Source organism: Streptomyces sp. PH9007 (assembly GCF_059813725.1).
The window spans coordinates 5,006,261-5,025,113 of sequence record NZ_CM187440.1 but is presented as its reverse complement, the minus strand read 5'-3'; the positions used below and the strand labels follow the sequence as shown (position 1 = coordinate 5,025,113).

Sequence of the window (18,853 nt, the reverse complement as noted above, 5' to 3'; positions counted from 1 at the left end):
CTGCGTTACGATCGCCCTCAGACCACAGCGTTGAGGGAAGAAGGGAGCCTCCGCCGATGTCCGGGACGGAGACCGAGGCCGAGATCGCCGCTCGCAAGGAGCGCGAGAAGAACGAGCTGTACGCGCTGGACATCTCGGGTGTGGAGTGGCTGAGCGCCCCGGGCAGCCCGGAGGAGGAGCGGGTCGAGATCGCCTACCTCCCCGGTGGCGGCGTCGGCATGCGCAACTCCAGCGACCCGGACACCGTGCTGCGGTACACCGCCGCCGAGTGGGAGGCCTTCGTTCTCGGGGCCAGGGACGGCGAGTTCGACATCGAGTAGGAACGGCCCCGTGGGTCAGCGGTAGGCCAGAAGGGATGCCTCCGGCAGGCGGGCACTCTCGGAGATCTCGGTGGCAGCCATGACCAGGGTCCGGGTGGGCGTGTCCCACACCAGGCGTACGCCGTAACCGGCGATCCCCCACATGTCGTGCTCCAACGCGGCGTCCTCGTCCAGCGTCATCACAGTGTGCTGCGTCATCGTTTGCGGGTCGATCGCCACCACCATGCCCGGATGGTCTTCCCACTCCCCCCGGTAGACGAGGAACTCGTCCTCCACCATGGCGATCGGCCGCATCGACCGTCCCTCGGGAGGGACATCACCCACCAGCTCGCCCGTGGCCAGATCGAAAACCGACAGCCCCACCGTGTCCATCCCCGACACAGCGAGATAGTCGCCGCCGACGACGGCGTCGGCGCACCACCACGTGGCCAGCACCGTGCAGGGCGGCAGGTGCCGGTCCTTCTGGTAGCCGACCTCCCTGAGCACGGAGTTCCTGGTGTCCTCGACCACGAAGATCCGATGGACACCACCGAACGTGCCGTCCAGCCGGGCATGGATCACCAGCGGGTCGACGGAGATCACCCCGATGATCTCCAGCTGCGAGCCCTCCACCTCGTGATCGAATTCCCACCGCCACAGCTCTTCACCGTTCTCCGTCGTCGCGCGCAGTCCGGTGGCCGCGTACCCGTAGCCACAGATGCCCAGATCGTTGCAGCCCGTTCCGCAGGCCACCTCGGAGACGAGGATGTCGTCCAGCACCGTGTAACCCGTCTCGACGCAGCGTCCCCCCGGCTCGTGCCACCACAACTGCTCGCCGTCACTGATCCGGAAGCCGGCGCCGCCCAGGGGGGAACCCACGGCGACGGTGTCGCCGAGGAGCGCCGGTTCCTGGTAGGGAACTTTCAACCGCGTGGATGTCAACGAGATGGTGGCCCGGTCCTCGCCGGTCGCGAGATCGACCACGACGAGATACTCACAGTTCATTCCCGAAAGAACGGCGATGCGGCCGGCGTCGATCTGTGAGGAGGAGGTGCAACCGTTGCTTCCCGCCGCCAGCGGCATGCTCCACCGTTCACTGCCGTCGGCCAGTGCGTAGGACACCAGGGCTTCGGGCATGACGCGCACCACCGTGTCCTCGTACAGCCAGACCCCGCCTTGCTGCACCCGTTCGTCGAAGGTACTCAGATCGGGTGCGGGTATGTGCCACGCCGCTGTCGCCTCGATCGGCTCCGCCGGCAGCGGTGCGGGGGCAGCCGGTTCCACCGGGGCCGTAGCGGTTCTTTCCGCGCCGAGCCGCTGTCCCACCGCCCACACCAGGCCACCGGCCGACGCCAGCACCGCCAGGGAGAGTGCGATCAGCAGCGCGGCCGTCCAGCGGGGGTGCCCGCCGTGGTGGGGGCGCGGTGGGACGGGCGGACCGAAACCGCCGTGGAGGTGGGACACCTGGAACTCCCGGGCAGATCAGGGCGTGGCGGAGTCGGTGGGGCGGCGTCGGCGGCGGTCGCGGAGGATCAGGGCCGTGCCGGCCACCGATGCCGTCACGACGGTGCCGGTCAGCAGGACATAGGTGCCCAGGCGTTCGGCACGGGCGGCGTAGGACTCGCCCAGCTCCAGCTCCGGGATGTCCGGTGCCGGGGCGGGCGGGGCCGGCTCGTCCGGGACCGGCGCGTCACCGGGGGCGGTGGGGTCCGTCAGCGCGCGGACCGGGTCCACCACGCCCCAGCCCAGGTACGGGTCGGGTCCCGGGATGCCGCGTTCCGCCGTCTGCTGGAGGTGGGTGACGACTTGCGACGCCGTCCAGTCCGGGTACTTGGCGCGCAGCAGCGCGGCGACACCCGCGACGTACGGGGCCGCGAAGCTGGTGCCGTTGTCCACGCACTGGCCGCCGCCGGGGACCGTGGAGACCATGTCCACGCCGGGCGCCGCGATGCCGACGAAGTCGCCGGCCTGGGAGAAGAAGGCCCGCTCGTTGTTGCGGTCGGAGGCGGCCACCGCCAGGACGCCGTCGTACGCCGCGGGGTAGGTCTCCTTGAACTCACCGTCCGCGCCCTCGTTGCCGACCGAGGCGATCACCACGATGTCCGCGCCCAGCGCCCTGTCGATCGCGGCCTTGAGCGAGGTCTCATCGCTCAGCGCCTCCTCGCTGTCCTGCGAGATGTTGATGATCCGCGCGCCCTGGTCCACCGCGTGGTCGATCGACCAGGCCAGCGATTCGACGGTGCCGTTGCCGTACTCGTCGTTCTGCCGCACCGGGATGATGACGGCGCCGGGAGCCAGTCCGACGAAACCGCTTGACTCGTCCGGCCGGGCCGCGATGATGCCCGCCACCTTCGTGCCGTGACCGACCGTGTCCGTCGTTCCGTCCCCGTGGCTCGTGCGGCTGGGCTCGTCGTCCTCGCGCGGGTCCTGCGGGGTGAAGTCCGCGCCCGCCGCCTTGTCGACGGCGCCCGCCAGCTGCGGATTCGCCGCGTCCACACCGCTGTCGATGACGGCCACCCGCACGTTCTCGCCCTTGGTGTCCTGCCACAGACGGTCGAGCACGACGCGCTGCAGCGACCAGGGCTGCTCCACGATCGGTTCCGAGGGGAAGGTGCAGCGCCGGTCGTCGGCCCGCGCCGTGGCCACGGGGCCGTACGGCACGTACAGGATCCCGGCGCCGGCCGTCAGGGCGAGTGCCGCCGCTGTGGCGTTCAGCCGTCTCATCCGCGCTCCCCCGCTCATGAGCCCTGCGGCTGCTGCGCGCTCGCCCGGTCCAGCCGCGGTCCGACCGGCAGGAACTGCGACCAGTGGGCGGGCACCGGCACCGGGGCGACGTCCCGGTAACCCAGCCTGATCTGCGCGTCTTCGGCGCTCTTGTCGGTGGTGGCACCGGCGTCCACCGCGTACCGCAGTCCGGTGTCCGTGACCAGGTACAGGCCGCCGGCCTCCGCCTGTTCGCCCTGTACCTGGCGGTAGAGGAGCCCGGATCCCGGGGTGACGTACGCGCTGCCCGCCTCGTTCACGATCGTGGCCGGGTAGCCGGTGCCGGCCCAGGTGCTCAGTTCGGTGCTTCCGTCGTCCTCATCCACGCCCCGCAGGACGGAGCACACGGTCTCGCGCGGAGGGTCGTCGCCCGCCAGGGCGTTGACCTGTTCGGCGGCGGCGGCCGGCCAGTCGTGATCGCGGTCGATGCTGTCGGCCGCGGGGGCGGGCGTGAACGTCTGGGCGCCGACCTCCAGCGCGCCGCTCGCCTGGCCCAGCGAACCCGCGTCGGGGCTGTCCAGCAACAGCCGTGCGGTGAACTCCGAGACGGGCACCACCTTTCCGGGCAGCACCACATAGTGCTGCGGGCCGGCGCCGGTCGGGGCGAGCAGCACCATGCCGACACGGTCCGCGTCCGGGTCGAGCCCCGGCACCCCGGCGCGTTCCCCGATGGGGCCCTCCAGCTGGGGGAAGACGATGGGGCTGCCCTCGTTCAGCGTGGCCAGCCACTCCTCGGTGACGGGCTGCGGATCGTGTTCGCTGCCGACCAGAGAACGGTGCAGCAGCTCGGTCTCGTCCCCGGCCATGTCCGCCCAGTCCGGGCCGCCGATGAGGTACTTGGTGCCCGTGCCGTCGACGAGGTAGCGGGCCTGGTCGCGGGTGGAGGCGACGTACAGCACCTGCCCGTCGCGCAGCCGCTGCCGTCCCTCGACGCGGTCGGCGTCACGGTCGCCCAGGACGAACACCGCCTGCTGCACATGGCCGGCCTCGGCGCCGCCGGATCCGCCGGGCCGCTGGCACACCGCCCACCGCTTGGCGGTCCCGGCGTCGTCGGCGGAGGGCAGCCGGTCGGGGGCGTAGGGGATGCCGAGGGTGGCGCCGTGCGGGATGCGGCCGTTGTCCAGTTCGCGTTCGTTGACGCTGACGATGTCGAAGGAGTCGGGGTCCAGGAGCAGCCGGGCGGAGGAGAGGTTGAGCACCGGGTGCAGCTGGTCGCGTCCGTCGGTGGTCAGGACGACGTACCGGGTGGTGGATTCGCTGCCGATGATGACGTTCTTGTTGGGCTTGTCCCACTGCGCCGGGACGGCCGGCTTGAACATCCCCCACGCGCCGAAGCCGGCCAGCACCAGCGCGCCCACCACCATGCCGGGCACCACGGCGCGCAGGGGGCGCGGGGCGCCCTCGTCGCTGCCGGTGGGAGAGGGTTGCACAAAGGCGGCGACCCTCCGCTTCTTGGCGTACGTATACGCGTTCAGCTCGTCCTTGCGCGAGGCCATGGCCGGGCGCTCCTCCCCCATGCGGCTGGTTCAACTGTCCGGGTCGGCTGTGCCGACCGTCGGAGTGGACATCTACTATGCCGGGTGACGGTCTGATCACCGGGAGGAGGGGGGCGTTGACGATGGCGACCACGGTGACGGGGGCGCGTACGGCGGGACCTGCCGCGACGCCGGAGCGTGCACGACCGGTGGTGCCCAGGAGTACGCGGGCGTCCTCGGGTGGTGCGGGCGCGGCGGCGGGTCCCGGGTGCGCGGTGTGGCCCCTGGTCTGTGTACAGGCGGCGGTGGCCCTGCTGTTGAGCGGCTGGGTGGCGGACAGCTGGGTACTGATGGCGGCGGCGACCGTGCCCGCCGCCGCTTTGACGCTGATCGCGGTGGGCAGGCGGCGCGGCCGGCCGCTCCCGGCGTGGGCGGGCGCGGCCTGGGCGCTGCGCCGCCGCCGGAAGCGGGCGATGGGCCCGCTGCCCCCCGGTGTCGATCCGCTGCTGTCACTGGCCGCCGAATGCGAGCCCGGTCTGCGCAGTTACGCGTTCCAGCGCACCCGGCCCGGCAGCGCGGCGGCGTCCGGCGCGTGGTCGGCGGACGTGGGCATGGCCGGTGACGGCAGCCGGCTGACCGCCGTGCTGCGGGTGGAGGCGCCGCGCTCCCCCCTGCAACCGGGGCGGGAGGGCAGCCCGTTGCCGCTGACGCTGCTCGCGGACGCACTGGAGACGGACGGCGTGCTGCTGGATTCGGTGCAGTGCGTGCAGCACACCCAGCCCGCGCCGTCACCGCAGTTGCCGCAGCAGGCGATCGCCGGGCGCAACTACGCCCAGCTGCTGGGCAACGGGGCGCAGGAGGGGCACGAGATGGCGCCCGGGCTGCGCCTGACCTGGGTGGCGCTCCGGCTGGATCCCGAACGCTGCCAGGAGGCCGTGGCCGAACGCGGCGGCGGGCTGAAGGGCGCGCAGCGCGCGCTGACCCGGGCCGCCGATCAGCTCGCGAGCCGGCTGACGGGAGCGGGGTTCCGGGCCACGGTGCTGTCGGAGGCGGAGCTGTTGTCCGCGGTCGCCGCCTGTGCCAGCTCCAACCCGGCGACCACCACGCTGATCGGGCAGGGGGACGGCCCCAGGCCGCGGCGTACGGCGGAGAGTTCGCGGGCGTGGCGGTGCGACGACCGCTGGCACACGACGTTCGAGGTGAGCCGCTGGCCGGCGCTCGGGGCCGGCGCGGCGCCGCTGTCGGGTCTGGTGGCGCTGCTGACCGCCGGTCCCGCTTTCGCCACGACCTTCGCGCTGACGCTGCGCCGGCACGCCGCCGGTTCGGTGTCGGTGGCCGGGCACGTGCGGGTCACCGGGCACGGTGAGGATCATCTGCGGGCGGCGGGCGAGGCGTTGCTGCACGCGGCGCGGGGGGTACGGGTCGGGCTGACCCGGATGGATCACGAGCAGTTGCGCGGGGTGCGGGCCACCCTGCCGCTGGGAGGCGGGCACTGATGGGCCGGGGCGGCGGGCATGTGCTGACGGCGGACGAACTGGCGGGGCTCGCGCTGCCGGTCGGTGACGACGGTGTGGTGATCGGGGTCGATGTCCGCGGTCGTCCCGCCGTGCTGGGCATCCATCATCCGGTGCCGTACGAGATCGTGCTGATCGGCGGTCTGTGGACGGCGCAGGTGCTGGCACTGCGCGCGGTGGGCACCGGCACCCGGGTCGCGGTGGAGACGGGGCGGCCCCGGCTGTGGACACGGCTGGCCCAGGCGGCCGACGGCGGCATGGAGTTGATGACGCTGCACGAGGTGGGCAAGGTGCCGCCGCTGGGGGCGACGCTCGGCAACCCCGTGCTGGTGGTGCGGGACTGCGGTATCCGTCCACCGCGCGGCCGGGTGGTGTCGGCGCCGTGGCAGCCCGTGCTCACCCTGCTGCCCTATCTGAGCCCGGTCGCGCCCCGGCTGGCCGAACACGCGGCGCTGGTGGGGGTGCAGCGCGTCTCACCGGAGGAGGCGGGGCGTATCGGCCCGCTGATGGGACTGCCCGCCCAGCAGACGGAGGCCCTGTCGACGCTGGCGGAGGACGCCACGGTGTGGTGCACGCGGCGGGCGCGGCAGTTGGTGCGCCTGGTACCCACCGACGGCGAGGCCGGGCTGCTGGGACATGCCAGCCGACTGGACGCCAACAGCTGAATGCGCACACGGGGAAGGATGAGCGGATGACGTTCGGCGGACCGCCACCGGGGCCGAACCCCTACCAGGACCCGTCATACCTGCGGGCGTTTTCTCCTGGCGAACCGACCCCCGCCCCTGCGGGCGGTACGAACCGCACCGTACGGTCTGTGGCGTTCGGTCTGGGCGCCACGGCGCTGACCTTGGCGACGATCACCGCCGTGCTGCTGCTGACCGATCCGGGCCGCGCGGCGGGCGGAGACGCGCGGGCCTTGGCGGGAACGAGCAACCGTCAGGGGGCGACGGACACCGAGGAAGCGAGCCGGGCGCTCGCGGTGGATCTTCTGCTGGCGAACATGTCGCGGAGTGAGGGCGACCGGCTCGACGTGACCGACACGGAGCCGTTCAGCAACGAGCACGGCGTCGCCGGTCACATCACCACCGCGACGGTCACGGGTCTCCCGAACGATCCCGACGCTCGCTGTCCGGTGCGGGACGGACTCGTGATCGGGATTTCCTATCTCAGCCCTGACAACAACCTCGTGGGGTGGGGGCTGATGACCGACATCGGGTATGAGGACGAGCTCCCCGATGAGACCATTGAGCGCATGGTGGGCAGTATCCGGTACGACAACGCCGGTTGATACGGCGCCGGGCGGCCGGCTTCTTCCCCTGTCCGGCTCGCGCCGGTTTCCGCTGTGATGCGCGTCGCGCGGTGGCGGGGAGCGGTGCGGGGTTCTTGGCTGTGATGATTAGGCTGAGAGTGGTCGCGGCGGGAGCGCCGCCGGGCCATCCACCCCGGTCCATGCCGAGGGAACCGCACGGGGGCTCAAGTCCGTCATCCGCGTAACGGTCCCAATGATGCCCGGACCAGAAAGCAATACCAGCAGCGGGAGGCGTCGTGAACACCGATCGGGACAAGGTTCGCACCGGGGAGGAGAACTCCTCCCCCGACGAACGGCCCGATGATGAGCTCCTCGACGAGGAGCCCGAGAACACCGGGCAGTTCACCATCGACTACACCCCGCCCGCCTGGTATTCGGGCGGCGCGCCGGGGGGTGGGGCGGCCACGCCTCCGCCCCCGCCGGTGAGTTCCGTCCCGCCCGCGCCCCCGGCTCCGGCCGCGCCGCCGGCCGCCGTTCCACCGCCGGCCGCCCCCATCGACCGGGGACCGGTCCCGGAACTGCATCCGCAGGACGTCTCCGTGCCGGATCCGACGCCCGCGCAGCCGGCGGCCGAACCCGCCCGCGGCGAGGGTGAGCCGCAGAACAGCACGACGCTCCAGTTCTCGGCCGCCGCCGTGCGCAAGGCCATCGGGGAGCAGCGGCCGCCGCAGCACCCCGCGCCGGCCGCCGGGCCGGGGCCCGTCCCGCCGGTGCCGCCGGCCGTGCCGCCCGGTGGACTGCCGCCGCTGCCGCCGGACTTCCAGATCAAGCCCCCGGTACCGGCCGAGGCGCCGCCGGCCGCGCCGAGCGAGCCGGACGTCCCGGTTGAGCCGGGCGCGTCGAGTGAGCCGGGTGAGCCCGCCGCCTCGCAGGAGCCGGAGGAGATCACCGCCGCGCCCACGGACGCACCGGAGCCCTCCGCCCCCGAAGTGACCGGCGGCGCGGGGGAGATCGCGGACGCCACGTTCGTCTTCACCCCGAAGGGTGCCTCGGGCTTCGCCCAGGACCAGCCGCCCGTCCGGGTCGAGTTCGCCCGCGCGGAGCCGGAGACGCCGATCCCCGTCGAGGAGGAGGCGGAGGGGGCCCCGGAGCCGGAGGAGGAGCCGCAGGACGCCATTCCGCCGGCCTTCCTCCAGCAGGCCGCCCAGGCGGAGCAGCAGGACGCCGGACCGGCAGCCGCGAGCGTTCCCGCTCCGCAGCAGCCCGCGCCCAGCGCTCCGCTCCCCCCGTACGCGCCGCCGGCGGCCCCGCCGGCCGGGCCGCAGCCCGGGGGCGGGGCCGGCGGTGCTCTCGCGCCGTACGCCCAGCCCGGCCCGCAATCACCCGCGCCGTCGCAGCAGGACCCACAGCCGGTCCCGCCGCAGAACGGGCCGCCCGCACCGCAGCCGGGCGCCCCGTTCGTCCAGCCCGGGCAGCCCGGACAACCTGGTCAGCCCGGCGCGGGCGCGGCGCTCTCCCCGTACGCGGGTGGCCCGCCGCACCAGCAGCAGGTGCCCGGCGGCGGCGCCCCGTACGCGCAGCCCCCCGGCCCGCAGCCCGGCGCCCCCTACGCGCAGCCCACCCCGCCCGGACAGCCGGGCGCGTACCCGCAGCCCGCCCCGGGGCAGCCGTACCCCCAGCCGCCGCACCAGCAGCACCCACAGCACCAGCAGCCCGGCGGCATGCCCTACCCGCTCCCCCACCAGGCCGCCGCCCAGCCGGGCCAGGACGATCAGAGCGACCGGCCGGGCCCGCCCCCGTACGGGCAGCCCACCGGGCCGCAGTTCGCCCAGCCGCAGCCGCAGCCGGCCGACCCCGCACAGCAGCAGCCCGTACCGCCCGCGCAGCACGGTCAGCCCCACCAGCCGCCGCAGGACCCCCGCGCCGTGCCCGGCTGGCCCGGCACGCAGCCGTACGAGGGTGCCCAGCCGGGCGCGCTCGGCTACACCGCGTCGGTAGAGCTGTCCTCCGACCGGCTGCTGCAGGACAAGCGCCGCAACAAGCAGCGTTCCCAGCCGGCCAGCAAGGCGGGTTCACGGTTCCGGATCGGTGGCAAGGCGGCGGAGGCGGAGAGGCAGCGCAAGCTCGACATCATCCGCACCCCGGTGCTGTCCTGCTACCGGATCGCCGTCATCAGCCTCAAGGGCGGCGTCGGCAAGACCACCACGACCACCGCGCTGGGCGCCACGCTCGCCAGCGAGCGGCAGGACAAGGTGATCGCGATCGACGCCAACCCGGACGCCGGTACCCTCGGCCGCCGGGTGCGCCGTGAGACCGGTGCGACCATCCGCGATCTGGTCGGCGCGATCCCGTACCTCAACAGCTACATGGACATCCGCCGGTTCACCTCGCAGGCCCCCTCAGGTCTGGAGATCCTCGCCAACGACGTGGACCCGGCCGTCTCGACCACCTTCAACGACGAGGACTACCGGCGCGTCATCGACGTGCTCGGCAAGCAGTACCCGATCATCCTCACCGACTCGGGCACCGGCCTGCTGTACAGCGCGATGCGCGGCGTCCTGGACCTCGCCGACCAGCTGATCATCGTCTCCACGCCGTCCGTGGACGGTGCCAGCAGCGCCAGCACCACCCTCGACTGGCTGGCCGCCCACGGCTACGGCGAGCTGGTGCAGCGCAGCGTCACGGTGATCTCCGGGGTGCGGGAGACCGGCCGGATGGTGAAGGTCGAGGACATCGTGGCCCACTTCCAGACCCGCTGCCGCGGCGTGGTGGTCGCCCCGTTCGACGAACACCTGGCGGCCGGCGCCGAACTGGACCTGGATCTGATGCGGCCCAAGACCCGGCAGTCCTACTTCGACCTGGCCGCACTGATCGCCGAGGACTTCGTCCGCGCTCAGCAGCAGCAGGGGCTGTGGACCCAGGACGGCGGGCTGCCGCCGCACATGGCACCGCCGCTCCCGGGCCACGGCCAGTCGCCGGGGCAGGTCCCCGGGCAGCCGCCGCAGGGATACGGGTACCCGCCGCCGCACCAGCAGCCGGGATACGGATACCCCCAGCAGCCTCCGCAGCAGCAGCCCCCGCAGCACCCGGGGTACGGCTTTCCGCAGCAGCCCGGCGGCTGGGGCGCGCCTCCGCCGCCCCAGCGCTGACACACCACGACGGCCGCCGCCGACCTCTCGGTCGGCGGCGGCCGTCGTGCGTGCGGTCCCTGTGGTCCGCGAGCGCTCAGGCGGGCAGTTCGCGCACCCGCTGCTTGTCCTCCTCCAGCCGCGCCAGGAAGGCGTCCAGGCTGTCGAAGGTCTCCTGCCCGCGCACGTAGGAGTGGAAGTCCACCGCCACCCACTGCCCGTACAGATCGAGGTCGGTACGGTCCACGACATGTGCCTCCACCGAGCGCACGGTGCCCTCGAACTGCGGATTGGTGCCGATCGAGATCGCCGCCGGCCAGCGCTCCCGCCCCGCCGTCAGCCACCCCGCGTACACCCCGTCGGCCGGGATCGCGGTGCCGGGCACCACGTCCAGGTTGGCGGTCGGAATGCCCAGGTCGCGCCCGCGCGCCGCCCCGTGCACCACCTCGCCCTCCACCCGGTGCGGCCGGCCCAGTACCGCCGCCGCGCCCGCTACATCGCCCTCGGCGATCAGCCGGCGCGCCAGTGAGGACGAGAACGGCTCGCCCTCCCCCACCGCCCCGCGCACGTACAGATCGATGACCCGCACGTCGAAGCCGTAGCTCTCCCCCAGCTCCGCCAGCGTCGCCACGGTGCCCGCCGCCCGGTGTCCGAAGCGGAAGTTGGGCCCCTCCACCACGGACCGCGCGTGCAACTTCTCCACCAGCACCTTGACGACGAACTCCGCCGGTGACAGCCGCGACAGCTCCTTGGTGAACGGCAGCACCAGCACCGCGTCCACACCCAGCCGCTCCATCAGCTCGGCGCGCCGCGCGTGCGGGGCCAGCAGCGCCGGCTGGCTGCCCGGCCTGATCACCTCGCTCGGATGCGGGTCGAAGGTGATCACGACCGCCGGGACGCCCAGTTCCCTGGCGCGTTCCACCGCCTTGCCGATGATCAGCTGATGTCCGAGGTGCACGCCGTCGTACGACCCGATGGTGACGACGCTGCGCCCCCAGTCACCGGGGATCTCCGCCATGCCACGCCAGCGCTGCACCGTTCTCGCTCCTCGCCGATTCCTTGCGCGTTTTCACGGGCCGCCACGGTGGCCCGCCGCGGCTCCAAGGTACCCGGCCCCCGGACGGGGGCGTCACGACGGGGACGGTGCCTGCGCCGGTGCGGCGAAGACCGCCAGGCTCTTCGCCCGCGCGTCCCCCTCGCCGACCCGCTCGACCAGTGCGACCAGGTGCCGCTGCGGGCCGAACACCGCTACCGGACCGGCCGGCAGCTGCGGCGCCGCGATCCGTACGCCGTTGCCGATCAGGCGGGCCCGGCGTTCGTCCACGTCCCAGCGCGGGAACGCCGCCGCCGCGGCCTCGTCCAGCGGCAGCACGCGCAGTTCGGCGCGGAGCGCGTCGAGCGTACGGGCACCGCCGGGTCCGCCGAGCCCGTACGGGCCGACGCGGGTGCGACGGAGCGCGGTCAGGTGCCCGCCGGTGCCCAGGGCCGCGCCCACGTCGCGGGCGAGCGCCCGGATGTACGTGCCGGAGGAGCAGACCACGCCCACGGTCACATCGGTGACGGGGGTGCCGTCCGGCGTCGCCGTCGTGGTCACGTGGTGCACGTCGAAGGACCGCACCGTCACGGGCCGGGCCGGGAGTTCGACGTCCTCGCCCTCCCGCACCCGCTTGTAGGACCGCTTGCCGTCGACCTTGATGGCGCTGACGCTGGCCGGGACCTGGAGGATGTCGCCGGTCAGCGCCGCCACCGCGGCGTCCAGGGCGGCCCGGTCGACGGCGGGGGCGCCCGCCGTGCCGGTGATCTCGCCCTCCGCGTCATCGGTGACCGTGGTCTGGCCGAGCCGGATGACGCCCAGGTACTCCTTCTCCGTGAGCGCCAGGTGTCCCAGCAGCTTGGTGGCCTGGCCCAGGCCCAGCACCAGGACCCCGGTGGCCATCGGGTCCAGGGTCCCGGCGTGCCCGACGCGGCGGGTGCGGGCGATGCCGCGCATCTGCGCCACCACGTCGTGCGAGGTGTGCCCGGCGGGCTTGTCGACGACGACGATCCCGTCCGGGCCGCCGCTGGCTTTGCTCATCGGTCGGTACGGCCCTCGGTGCTGTCCGTGCTCTCCGTGCTGCCCGGGCCGGCGCCGTCCGCGCCGTCCGCGGTGTCCACGGTGTCCGCGTCGCCCTCGGCGCGCTCACCCTCCTCCCGGTACGGGTCGGCCTCCCCCGCGTACTGGGCACCTGCGGAGGTACGGCGCACCTCCTCGTCCCGCTCCCGCGCCTGATCGAACAGGTGCTCAAGGTTGCGGGCGGTCTCCGGCAGCGCGTCGGGGACGAACTCCAGGCTCGGGGTGTGCTTGACCCCGGCCGCCGCGCCCACCGCCGAGCGCAGCATGCCCTTGGCGCTGTTCAGTCCGGCGGCGACCTCCTCGCGGTCGCTCTCGTCCCCGTACACCGTGTAGAAGACGGTCGCTTCCCGCAGGTCGCCGGTCACCCGGGTGTCGGTGATGGTGACCCTGGTTCCCAGCCTCGGGTCCTTGATGCCCCGCTGCAGTTTCTGGGCGATCACCTCGCGGATGAGGTCCGCCAGCCTCTTCGCCCGCGCCTTGTCGGCCACTGGTCCTTCTCCTTGCCTGCTGTCCGGCCTGCCCCGTGGGGGGCTGCCGCTCGCTATTCGTCGTGCTCGCCGTGGATCCGCCGCCGTACGGACAGCAGTTCCACCTCGGGGCGGGCGGCCACCAGCCGCTCGCAGTCGTCGAGGAGTCCGGACAGGTGCCCGTGGTCCCCGGAGACCGCGGCCAGGCCGATCTCGGCCCGGCGGTGGAGGTTCTGGTCACCGACCTCTGCGGCGCTGACCGCGTACTTGCGCTGCAGCTCCGCCACGATGGGCCGGACCACGGAGCGCTTCTGCTTGAGGGAATGCACATCCCCCAGCAGCAGGTCGAACGACAACGTCCCGGTATACATGCTGGTGATCGTAACGGGAACGGCCGGGGCCGATCGACGGAGTTTCGCACCCCGCCGACCGGCCCCGGCCCACCGCGCTAGACGCGCGGCTTCTCCCGCATCTCGTACGTCGCGATGACGTCGTCGATCTTGATGTCGTTGAAGTTCCCGAGGTTGATACCGCCCTCGAAGCCTTCGCGGATCTCGGTGACGTCGTCCTTGAAGCGGCGCAGGCCCTCGATGTTGAGGTTCTCCGCCACGACCCGGCCGTCGCGCAGCAGTCGTGCCTTGGTGTTCCGCTTGACCTCGCCGGAGCGGATGAGCACACCCGCGATGTTGCCCAGCTTGGAGGAGCGGAAGACCTCGCGGATCTCCGCGGTGCCCAGCTCGACCTCTTCGTACTCCGGCTTCAGCAGGCCCTTCAGGGCCGCCTCGATCTCCTCGATCGCCTGGTAGATGACCGAGTAGTACCGGACGTCCACGCCTTCACGCTCGGCCGCCTGCGTGGCACGCCCCTCGGCGCGCACGTTGAAGCCGATGATGATGGCGTCGGAGCCGGCCGCCAGGTCGATGTCGGTCTCGGTGACCGCACCCACCCCGCGGTGCAGAACCCGCAGGTCCACACCCTCGCCGACATCCAGCTGGAGCAGCGAGGACTCCAGGGCCTCGACCGAACCGGACGCGTCGCCCTTGATGATGAGGTTGAGCTGCTGGAACTCGCCCTCCTTGAGCACCCGGTCCAGGTCCTCGAGGGAGACCCTGCGGACGCGCTTGGCGAAGGCCGCGTTGCGCTCCCGCGCCGCACGCTTCTCGGCGATCTGCCGGGCGGTACGGTCCTCGCCGACCACCAGGAAGTTGTCGCCGGCGCCCGGCACATTGGTCAGACCCTGCACCAGGACGGGCGTGGACGGACCGGCCTCGTAGACGTTCTTGCCGGAGTCGTCCAGCATCGCCCGCACTCGGCCGTGCGCGTCGCCCGCCACCATGGTGTCGCCGACGCGCAGCGTGCCGCGCTGGACCAGCACCGTGGCCACCGCACCGCGACCGCGGTCCAGGTGGGCCTCGATGGCGATGCCCTGGGCGTCCTGCGTGGGGTTGGCCCGCAGGTCGAGGGCGGCGTCCGCCGTGAGGATCACGGCCTCCAGCAGACCCTCGATGTTGGTGCCCTGCTTGGCGGAGATGTCGACGAACATGGTCTCGCCGCCGTACTCCTCGGCGACCAGGCCGTACTCGGTCAGCTGACCGCGCACCTTGGTCGGGTCGGCACCCTCGACGTCGATCTTGTTGACCGCGACGACGATCGGCACCTCGGCGGCCTTGGCGTGGTTGAGCGCCTCGATCGTCTGGGGCATCACACCGTCGTTGGCCGCGACCACCAGGATCGCGATGTCGGTCGACTTCGCACCACGGGCACGCATGGCGGTGAACGCCTCGTGACCCGGGGTGTCGATGAAGGTGATCTTCCGGTCGTCGCCGTTGACCTCGGTGGCGACCTGGTACGCACCGATGTGCTGGGTGATGCCGCCGGCCTCACCCTCGATGACGTTGGTCTTGCGGATCGCGTCCAGCAGACGCGTCTTGCCGTGGTCGACGTGACCCATGACGGTCACCACCGGCGGACGCTTGACCAGGGCCTCTTCGCCGCCCTCGTCCTCACCGAACTCGATGTCGAAGGAGCCGAGCAGCTCGCGGTCCTCCTCCTCCGGGCTGACGATCTGAACCGTGTAGTTCATCTCGTCACCGAGGAGTTGGAGGGTCTCGTCGGAGACCGACTGGGTCGCGGTGACCATCTCGCCCAGGTTGAACATCACCTGGACCAGCGACGCCGGGTTGGCGTTGATCTTCTCCGCGAAGTCGGTCAGGGACGCACCGCGCGACAGCCGGATGGCCTCACCCTTGCCGCGCGGCAGCATCACGCCGCCGATCGACGGGGCCTGCATGGCCTCGTACTCCTGGCGCCGCTGCCGCTTCGACTTGCGGCCACGCCGGGCCGGGCCGCCGGGACGCCCGAAGGCACCCTGCGTACCACCACGGCCACCGGGGCCACCGGGACGGCCGCCGAAGCCCGGACGGCCGGCGAAACCGCCGCCGCCACCGGCTCCACCGCCGCCACCGGGACGACCGGCGAAACCGCCGCCGCCACCGGGACGACCGGCGCCGCCCGGACGGGCACCGCCGCCGCCACCGCGGAAGCCGCCACCGCCGCCGCCACCGGGGCGGGGACCGCCACCGGCACCACGGCCGCCGGGGCCACCGGGACCGCCGCCCGGACGGCCACCGGCCGCCGGACGCTGCGGCATCATGCCGGGGTTCGGACGGTTACCGCCGCCGGGACGCGGGCCACCGGGGGCCGCACCCTGCGGACGGGGCATGTTGCCCGGAGTGGCGCGACCGCCACCGGGCGCCTGGGGGCGCGGACCGGCCGCACCCGGCTGACCGCCACCGGGACGCGGACCGCCCTGGCCCTGGCCACCGGGACGCGGAGCGCCACCGGGACGAGGGGCCTGCGGACGGGCCATGCCCGTGGAGCCACTGGTCGTGAACGGGTTGTTACCCGGACGCGGGCCGGCGGGACGGGCGCCCGGCTTGGGGCCACCCGGCTTGCGGGCCTCACCCGCGGGCTTGGCACCGGCCGGCTTCGGCGCGGCGGCACCCGGCTTGGGGGCCGGACGCGCACCCGGCTTGGGCGCGTTGCCACCAGGACCGGCCGCGGGGCCGGGACGCTGGGCGGCGGGACGCGGCGCCGGCTCGGGGCTCGGCGGCGCGGTGAACTCGGGCGCCGCAGGGCCCGGCTTGGCGCCGGACGGCTTGGGCGCGGCAGGCGGCGGGGTGGGACCCGGCCGCGGCGCGTTGCCCGGCTTGGGGGCCGCCGCACCCGGCTTGGGCGCGGCAGGTCCCGGACGGGGACCGGGGGCACCCGGCTTGGGCGCGCCACCCGGCTTGGGGGCGCTCCTGCCCGGCGCACCGGGCTTCGCGGACTTCCTGGCACCGCCAGAACCCGCGCTGAGCGCATCAGTCAGTTTACGGACGACCGGCGCCTCAATCGTCGAGGACGCCGAACGGACGAATTCACCGAGTTCTTGGAGCTTGGCCATGACGACCTTGCTTTCGACTCCAAGCTCCTTGGCGAGCTCGTATACCCGGACCTTAGCCACTTCGCTCCTTACGGTCCGGGGTGGGTCGTCCCTCGGACCTTCGCTATTTCACGGGCGTACTCATCGCGTACTCATCGAGTGCTCATCGCAATCTCGACCTACTTCCGACTCGCGAGGTACCTGGACCGCGTGGTGACCACCACGCGGCGCTTCTTACGTTTGGTGCGTTTCCTGCGCTTGCATCCGGCCGACCAAGCGTGCCAGCTCTCCGGTGTCAAGCGGCCCCTGGGTCCGATAGGCCCTGGGGAACGCCCGACGGCGGACCGCCAGCTCGACGCAGGCCGGTACGGGGTGCACATAGGCGCCCCGACCGGGCAGCGTACCGCGTGGATCAGGGACACAGTGCCCCTCGACCAACACCGCACGCAGCAGATCATCCCGGGCCGCGCGTTGCCTACAGCCCACGCACGTCCGCTCCGGGCATGCCTGGACATGTGTCCGGCCAGACACAGTTGATTCTACCTCCCCGTACGTACCGCTCCCCTACCCGGGTCGGCACGATCTCCGCCCCGTCGCACGGGGCGGCGGTTGTCACAACGCCACGGCCGCCAAGGTCATTCCCCGGCGTCCGGCTGCCGCTGCTCGGTGTCGGGGCGGATGTCGATGCGCCAGCCGGTCAGGCGGGCCGCCAGCCGGGCGTTCTGCCCCTCCTTGCCGATGGCGAGCGACAGCTGGTAGTCCGGCACGGTGACCCGCGCCGAGCGGGCCGCCGCGTCCACCACCTCGACCCGGCTCACCCGGGCGGGCGACAGAGCGTTGGCGACCATCTCGGCCGGGTCGTCGGACCAGTCCACGATGTCGATCTTCTCGCCGTGCAGCTCCGCCATCACGTTGCGCACCCGCCCGCCCATCGGGCCGATGCAGGCGCCCTTGGCGTTCAGCCCTGATCTGGTGGAGTGCACCGCGATCTTGGTGCGGTGCCCGGCCTCGCGGGCGATCGCCGCGATCTCGACCGAGCCGTCGGCGATCTCCGGGACCTCCAGCTCGAACAGCTTCTTCACCAGGTTCGGGTGGGTGCGCGAGAGCGTGACGGACGGGCCGCGCGCCCCCTTGGCCACCCGCACCACGTAGCAGCGCAGCCGCGAGCCGTGGGTGTACGACTCGCCCGGAACCTGCTCCTGCGGCGGCAGCACGGCCTCCATCTTGCCGATGTCCACCAGCACGCTGCGCGGGTCACGCCCCTGCTGGACGACGCCGGCCACCACGTCGCCCTCGCGCCCGGCGTACTCGCCGAAGGTGACATCACCCTCCGCGTCGCGCAGCCGCTGGAGGATGACCTGCTTGGCGGTGGTCGCCGCGATCCTGCCGAACCCGTCCGGGGTGTCGTCGAACTCGCGCGGCTCGGGCCGCTCGCCGTCCTCGTCCGGTTCGAGGTCGGCCGCGTCCTCCTTGGCCCACACCGTCACATGGCCGGTGCCGCGGTCCAGCACCACGCGTGCGCGGCGGCGGCTGCCCTCGGTGCGGTGGTACGCAATGAGGAGAGCCGATTCGATCGCCTCCACGAGCAGATCGAAGGAGATCTCCTTCTCCCGCACCAGTCCCCGCAGGGCACTCATATCGATGTCCACGACTACGCCTCCTTCTGGCTCTCGTCACCGTCGGTGTCTGTAGGTGTATCTGTGTCTGTGTCGCTGTCCGTGTCAGCGTCCGTCTTGCGGCTGAACTCGATCTCCACCCGGGCGGAGGCGATCTCGTCGAACCCCACCCGGCGGGCGGTCGGCCGGCGTCCCTTGACGCCCGGGACCTCCAGGTCCAGGCCGCTCCCGTCCACGCCGACGACGCGCGCGGTCAGCTCGCCGCCGTCGTGCAGCCTGGCCTTGATCAGCCGGCCGGTGGCACGCCGGTAGTGGCGGTGCTCCGTCAGCGGCCGGTCGGCGCCGGGCGAGGAGACCTCCAGGACGTACGGGGTCGCTCCGAGCACATCCGCGGCGTCGAGGGCGGCGGAGGCGGCGCGGCTCAGTTCGGCGCAGGCCTCCAGGCCCACGCCCTCGTCGGTGTCCACCACGACCCGCAGCACGCGGCGCTTGCCCGCCGGCGTCAGCCGCACCTCTTCGAGGTCCATCCCCCGTTCCCCGGCCAGCGGCTCCAGCAGCTCCCGCAGCCTGTCGATCTGGGTCGTGCTCATCCGGGTGACTCCTCGGCCGCGTCTGCTGTTGTGGGGATCGGGGGGTGGGGGCGCGGGGCTCAGACCCGCCGCCACAGCCTATCGCCTGTGGCACCGTACGCCGACCGCGTTGTCGTGCGGTCCTGGCACGCCGCGAACCCGGGGTCGCGGGCCGATGAGCTGACTGCACGGGTACGCTCACCCTGCGGTGATCTCCACTGGAGATACCGCTGACG

16 protein-coding genes are annotated in these 18,853 nt (G+C 72.9%); 5 read left to right on the top strand and 11 right to left on the bottom strand.

Features of this window, described 5'->3' with window-relative positions; all coding sequences use genetic code 11:
- The first annotated feature begins 56 nt into the window (after positions 1 to 56).
- On the top strand, positions 57 to 320 hold the full coding sequence (locus ACTFAP_RS23260; RefSeq protein ID WP_030738130.1) for a DUF397 domain-containing protein: 264 nt from the start codon (positions 57 to 59) through the stop codon (positions 318 to 320).
- 15 nt (positions 321 to 335) lie between these two features.
- Here the strand turns inward: ACTFAP_RS23260 and ACTFAP_RS23255 are convergent, their stop codons facing one another.
- From ACTFAP_RS23255 to eccB, 3 genes are read right to left on the bottom strand one after another with little or no spacing between them, the layout of a single operon-like run.
- A complete protein-coding gene (locus ACTFAP_RS23255) occupies positions 336 to 1,763 on the bottom strand; it encodes a hypothetical protein (RefSeq protein ID WP_495682200.1) in 1,428 nt (475 codons plus the stop codon).
- A gap of 18 nt (positions 1,764 to 1,781) precedes the next feature.
- Complete coding sequence (gene mycP / locus ACTFAP_RS23250; protein ID WP_500467312.1) at positions 1,782 to 3,023, bottom strand: type VII secretion-associated serine protease mycosin; 1,242 nt, start codon at positions 3,021 to 3,023, stop codon at positions 1,782 to 1,784.
- Positions 3,024 to 3,037: 14 nt separating this feature from the next.
- Complete coding sequence (gene eccB, locus ACTFAP_RS23245) at positions 3,038 to 4,558, bottom strand: type VII secretion protein EccB (protein WP_500467311.1); 1,521 nt, start codon at positions 4,556 to 4,558, stop codon at positions 3,038 to 3,040.
- Positions 4,559 to 4,680: 122 nt separating this feature from the next.
- Between eccB and eccE the strand changes: the two genes are divergently transcribed.
- The 4 genes from eccE to ACTFAP_RS23225 all read left to right on the top strand — a co-directional run bounded on the left by eccE (position 4,681) and on the right by ACTFAP_RS23225 (position 10,449).
- On the top strand, positions 4,681 to 6,033 hold the full coding sequence (gene eccE / locus ACTFAP_RS23240; RefSeq protein ID WP_500469543.1) for a type VII secretion protein EccE: 1,353 nt from the start codon (positions 4,681 to 4,683) through the stop codon (positions 6,031 to 6,033).
- Positions 6,033 to 6,716 carry a hypothetical protein gene (locus tag ACTFAP_RS23235; RefSeq protein ID WP_400012911.1) on the top strand — a complete coding sequence of 228 codons (684 nt, stop codon included), beginning with the start codon at positions 6,033 to 6,035 and terminating at the stop codon, positions 6,714 to 6,716. The genes eccE and ACTFAP_RS23235 overlap by 1 nt, the downstream gene beginning before the upstream one ends.
- Positions 6,717 to 6,865: 149 nt before the next feature.
- The gene (locus tag ACTFAP_RS23230) at positions 6,866 to 7,339 is read left to right on the top strand and encodes a DUF8017 domain-containing protein (RefSeq protein WP_500467310.1); all 474 of its coding nucleotides are present in this window, start codon (positions 6,866 to 6,868) and stop codon (positions 7,337 to 7,339) included.
- 257 nt (positions 7,340 to 7,596) lie between these two features.
- A complete protein-coding gene (locus ACTFAP_RS23225; protein ID WP_500467309.1) occupies positions 7,597 to 10,449 on the top strand; it encodes an SCO5717 family growth-regulating ATPase in 2,853 nt (950 codons plus the stop codon).
- Positions 10,450 to 10,525: 76 nt separating this feature from the next.
- Here the strand turns inward: ACTFAP_RS23225 and ACTFAP_RS23220 are convergent, their stop codons facing one another.
- The 8 genes from ACTFAP_RS23220 to rimP all read right to left on the bottom strand — a co-directional run bounded on the left by ACTFAP_RS23220 (position 10,526) and on the right by rimP (position 18,638).
- Positions 10,526 to 11,464, bottom strand: coding sequence for a bifunctional riboflavin kinase/FAD synthetase (locus ACTFAP_RS23220; RefSeq protein WP_495682195.1), 939 nt, complete (start codon positions 11,462 to 11,464; stop codon positions 10,526 to 10,528).
- Positions 11,465 to 11,557: 93 nt separating this feature from the next.
- A complete protein-coding gene (truB, locus tag ACTFAP_RS23215; protein WP_390123852.1) occupies positions 11,558 to 12,502 on the bottom strand; it encodes a tRNA pseudouridine(55) synthase TruB in 945 nt (314 codons plus the stop codon).
- The gene (gene rbfA, locus ACTFAP_RS23210; RefSeq protein ID WP_500467308.1) at positions 12,499 to 13,029 is read right to left on the bottom strand and encodes a 30S ribosome-binding factor RbfA; all 531 of its coding nucleotides are present in this window, start codon (positions 13,027 to 13,029) and stop codon (positions 12,499 to 12,501) included. The genes truB and rbfA overlap by 4 nt, the downstream gene beginning before the upstream one ends.
- 53 nt (positions 13,030 to 13,082) lie before the next feature.
- Positions 13,083 to 13,379, bottom strand: a complete 297-nt coding sequence (locus ACTFAP_RS23205; protein WP_030738161.1) for a DUF503 domain-containing protein — start codon at positions 13,377 to 13,379, stop codon at positions 13,083 to 13,085.
- 77 nt (positions 13,380 to 13,456) lie between these two features.
- Complete coding sequence (gene infB / locus ACTFAP_RS23200; RefSeq protein ID WP_500467307.1) at positions 13,457 to 16,513, bottom strand: translation initiation factor IF-2; 3,057 nt, start codon at positions 16,511 to 16,513, stop codon at positions 13,457 to 13,459.
- 153 nt (positions 16,514 to 16,666) lie between these two features.
- Positions 16,667 to 16,963, bottom strand: coding sequence for a YlxR family protein (locus ACTFAP_RS23195; RefSeq protein ID WP_390123845.1), 297 nt, complete (start codon positions 16,961 to 16,963; stop codon positions 16,667 to 16,669).
- A 104-nt stretch (positions 16,964 to 17,067) separates the two neighbouring features.
- Positions 17,068 to 18,081 carry a transcription termination factor NusA gene (gene nusA / locus ACTFAP_RS23190; RefSeq protein ID WP_495682193.1) on the bottom strand — a complete coding sequence of 338 codons (1,014 nt, stop codon included), beginning with the start codon at positions 18,079 to 18,081 and terminating at the stop codon, positions 17,068 to 17,070.
- 2 nt (positions 18,082 to 18,083) lie between these two features.
- On the bottom strand, positions 18,084 to 18,638 hold the full coding sequence (gene rimP, locus ACTFAP_RS23185; RefSeq protein WP_495682192.1) for a ribosome maturation factor RimP: 555 nt from the start codon (positions 18,636 to 18,638) through the stop codon (positions 18,084 to 18,086).
- Positions 18,639 to 18,853 lie beyond the last annotated feature (215 nt).

Excerpts from the sequence above, each read along its gene's own strand:
- rimP (WP_495682192.1), bottom strand. The coding sequence starts at position 18,638 with ATGAGCACGACCCAGATCGACAGGCTGCGGGAGCTGCTGGAGCCGCTG.
- ACTFAP_RS23260 (WP_030738130.1), top strand. The coding sequence starts at position 57 with ATGTCCGGGACGGAGACCGAGGCCGAGATCGCCGCTCGCAAGGAGCGC.
- eccE (WP_500469543.1), top strand. The coding sequence starts at position 4,681 with ATGGCGACCACGGTGACGGGGGCGCGTACGGCGGGACCTGCCGCGACG.
- truB (WP_390123852.1), bottom strand. The coding sequence starts at position 12,502 with ATGAGCAAAGCCAGCGGCGGCCCGGACGGGATCGTCGTCGTCGACAAG.
- mycP (WP_500467312.1), bottom strand. The coding sequence starts at position 3,023 with ATGAGACGGCTGAACGCCACAGCGGCGGCACTCGCCCTGACGGCCGGC.
- ACTFAP_RS23205 (WP_030738161.1), bottom strand. The coding sequence starts at position 13,379 with ATGTATACCGGGACGTTGTCGTTCGACCTGCTGCTGGGGGATGTGCAT.
- ACTFAP_RS23235 (WP_400012911.1), top strand. The coding sequence starts at position 6,033 with ATGGGCCGGGGCGGCGGGCATGTGCTGACGGCGGACGAACTGGCGGGG.
- eccB (WP_500467311.1), bottom strand. The coding sequence starts at position 4,558 with ATGGCCTCGCGCAAGGACGAGCTGAACGCGTATACGTACGCCAAGAAG.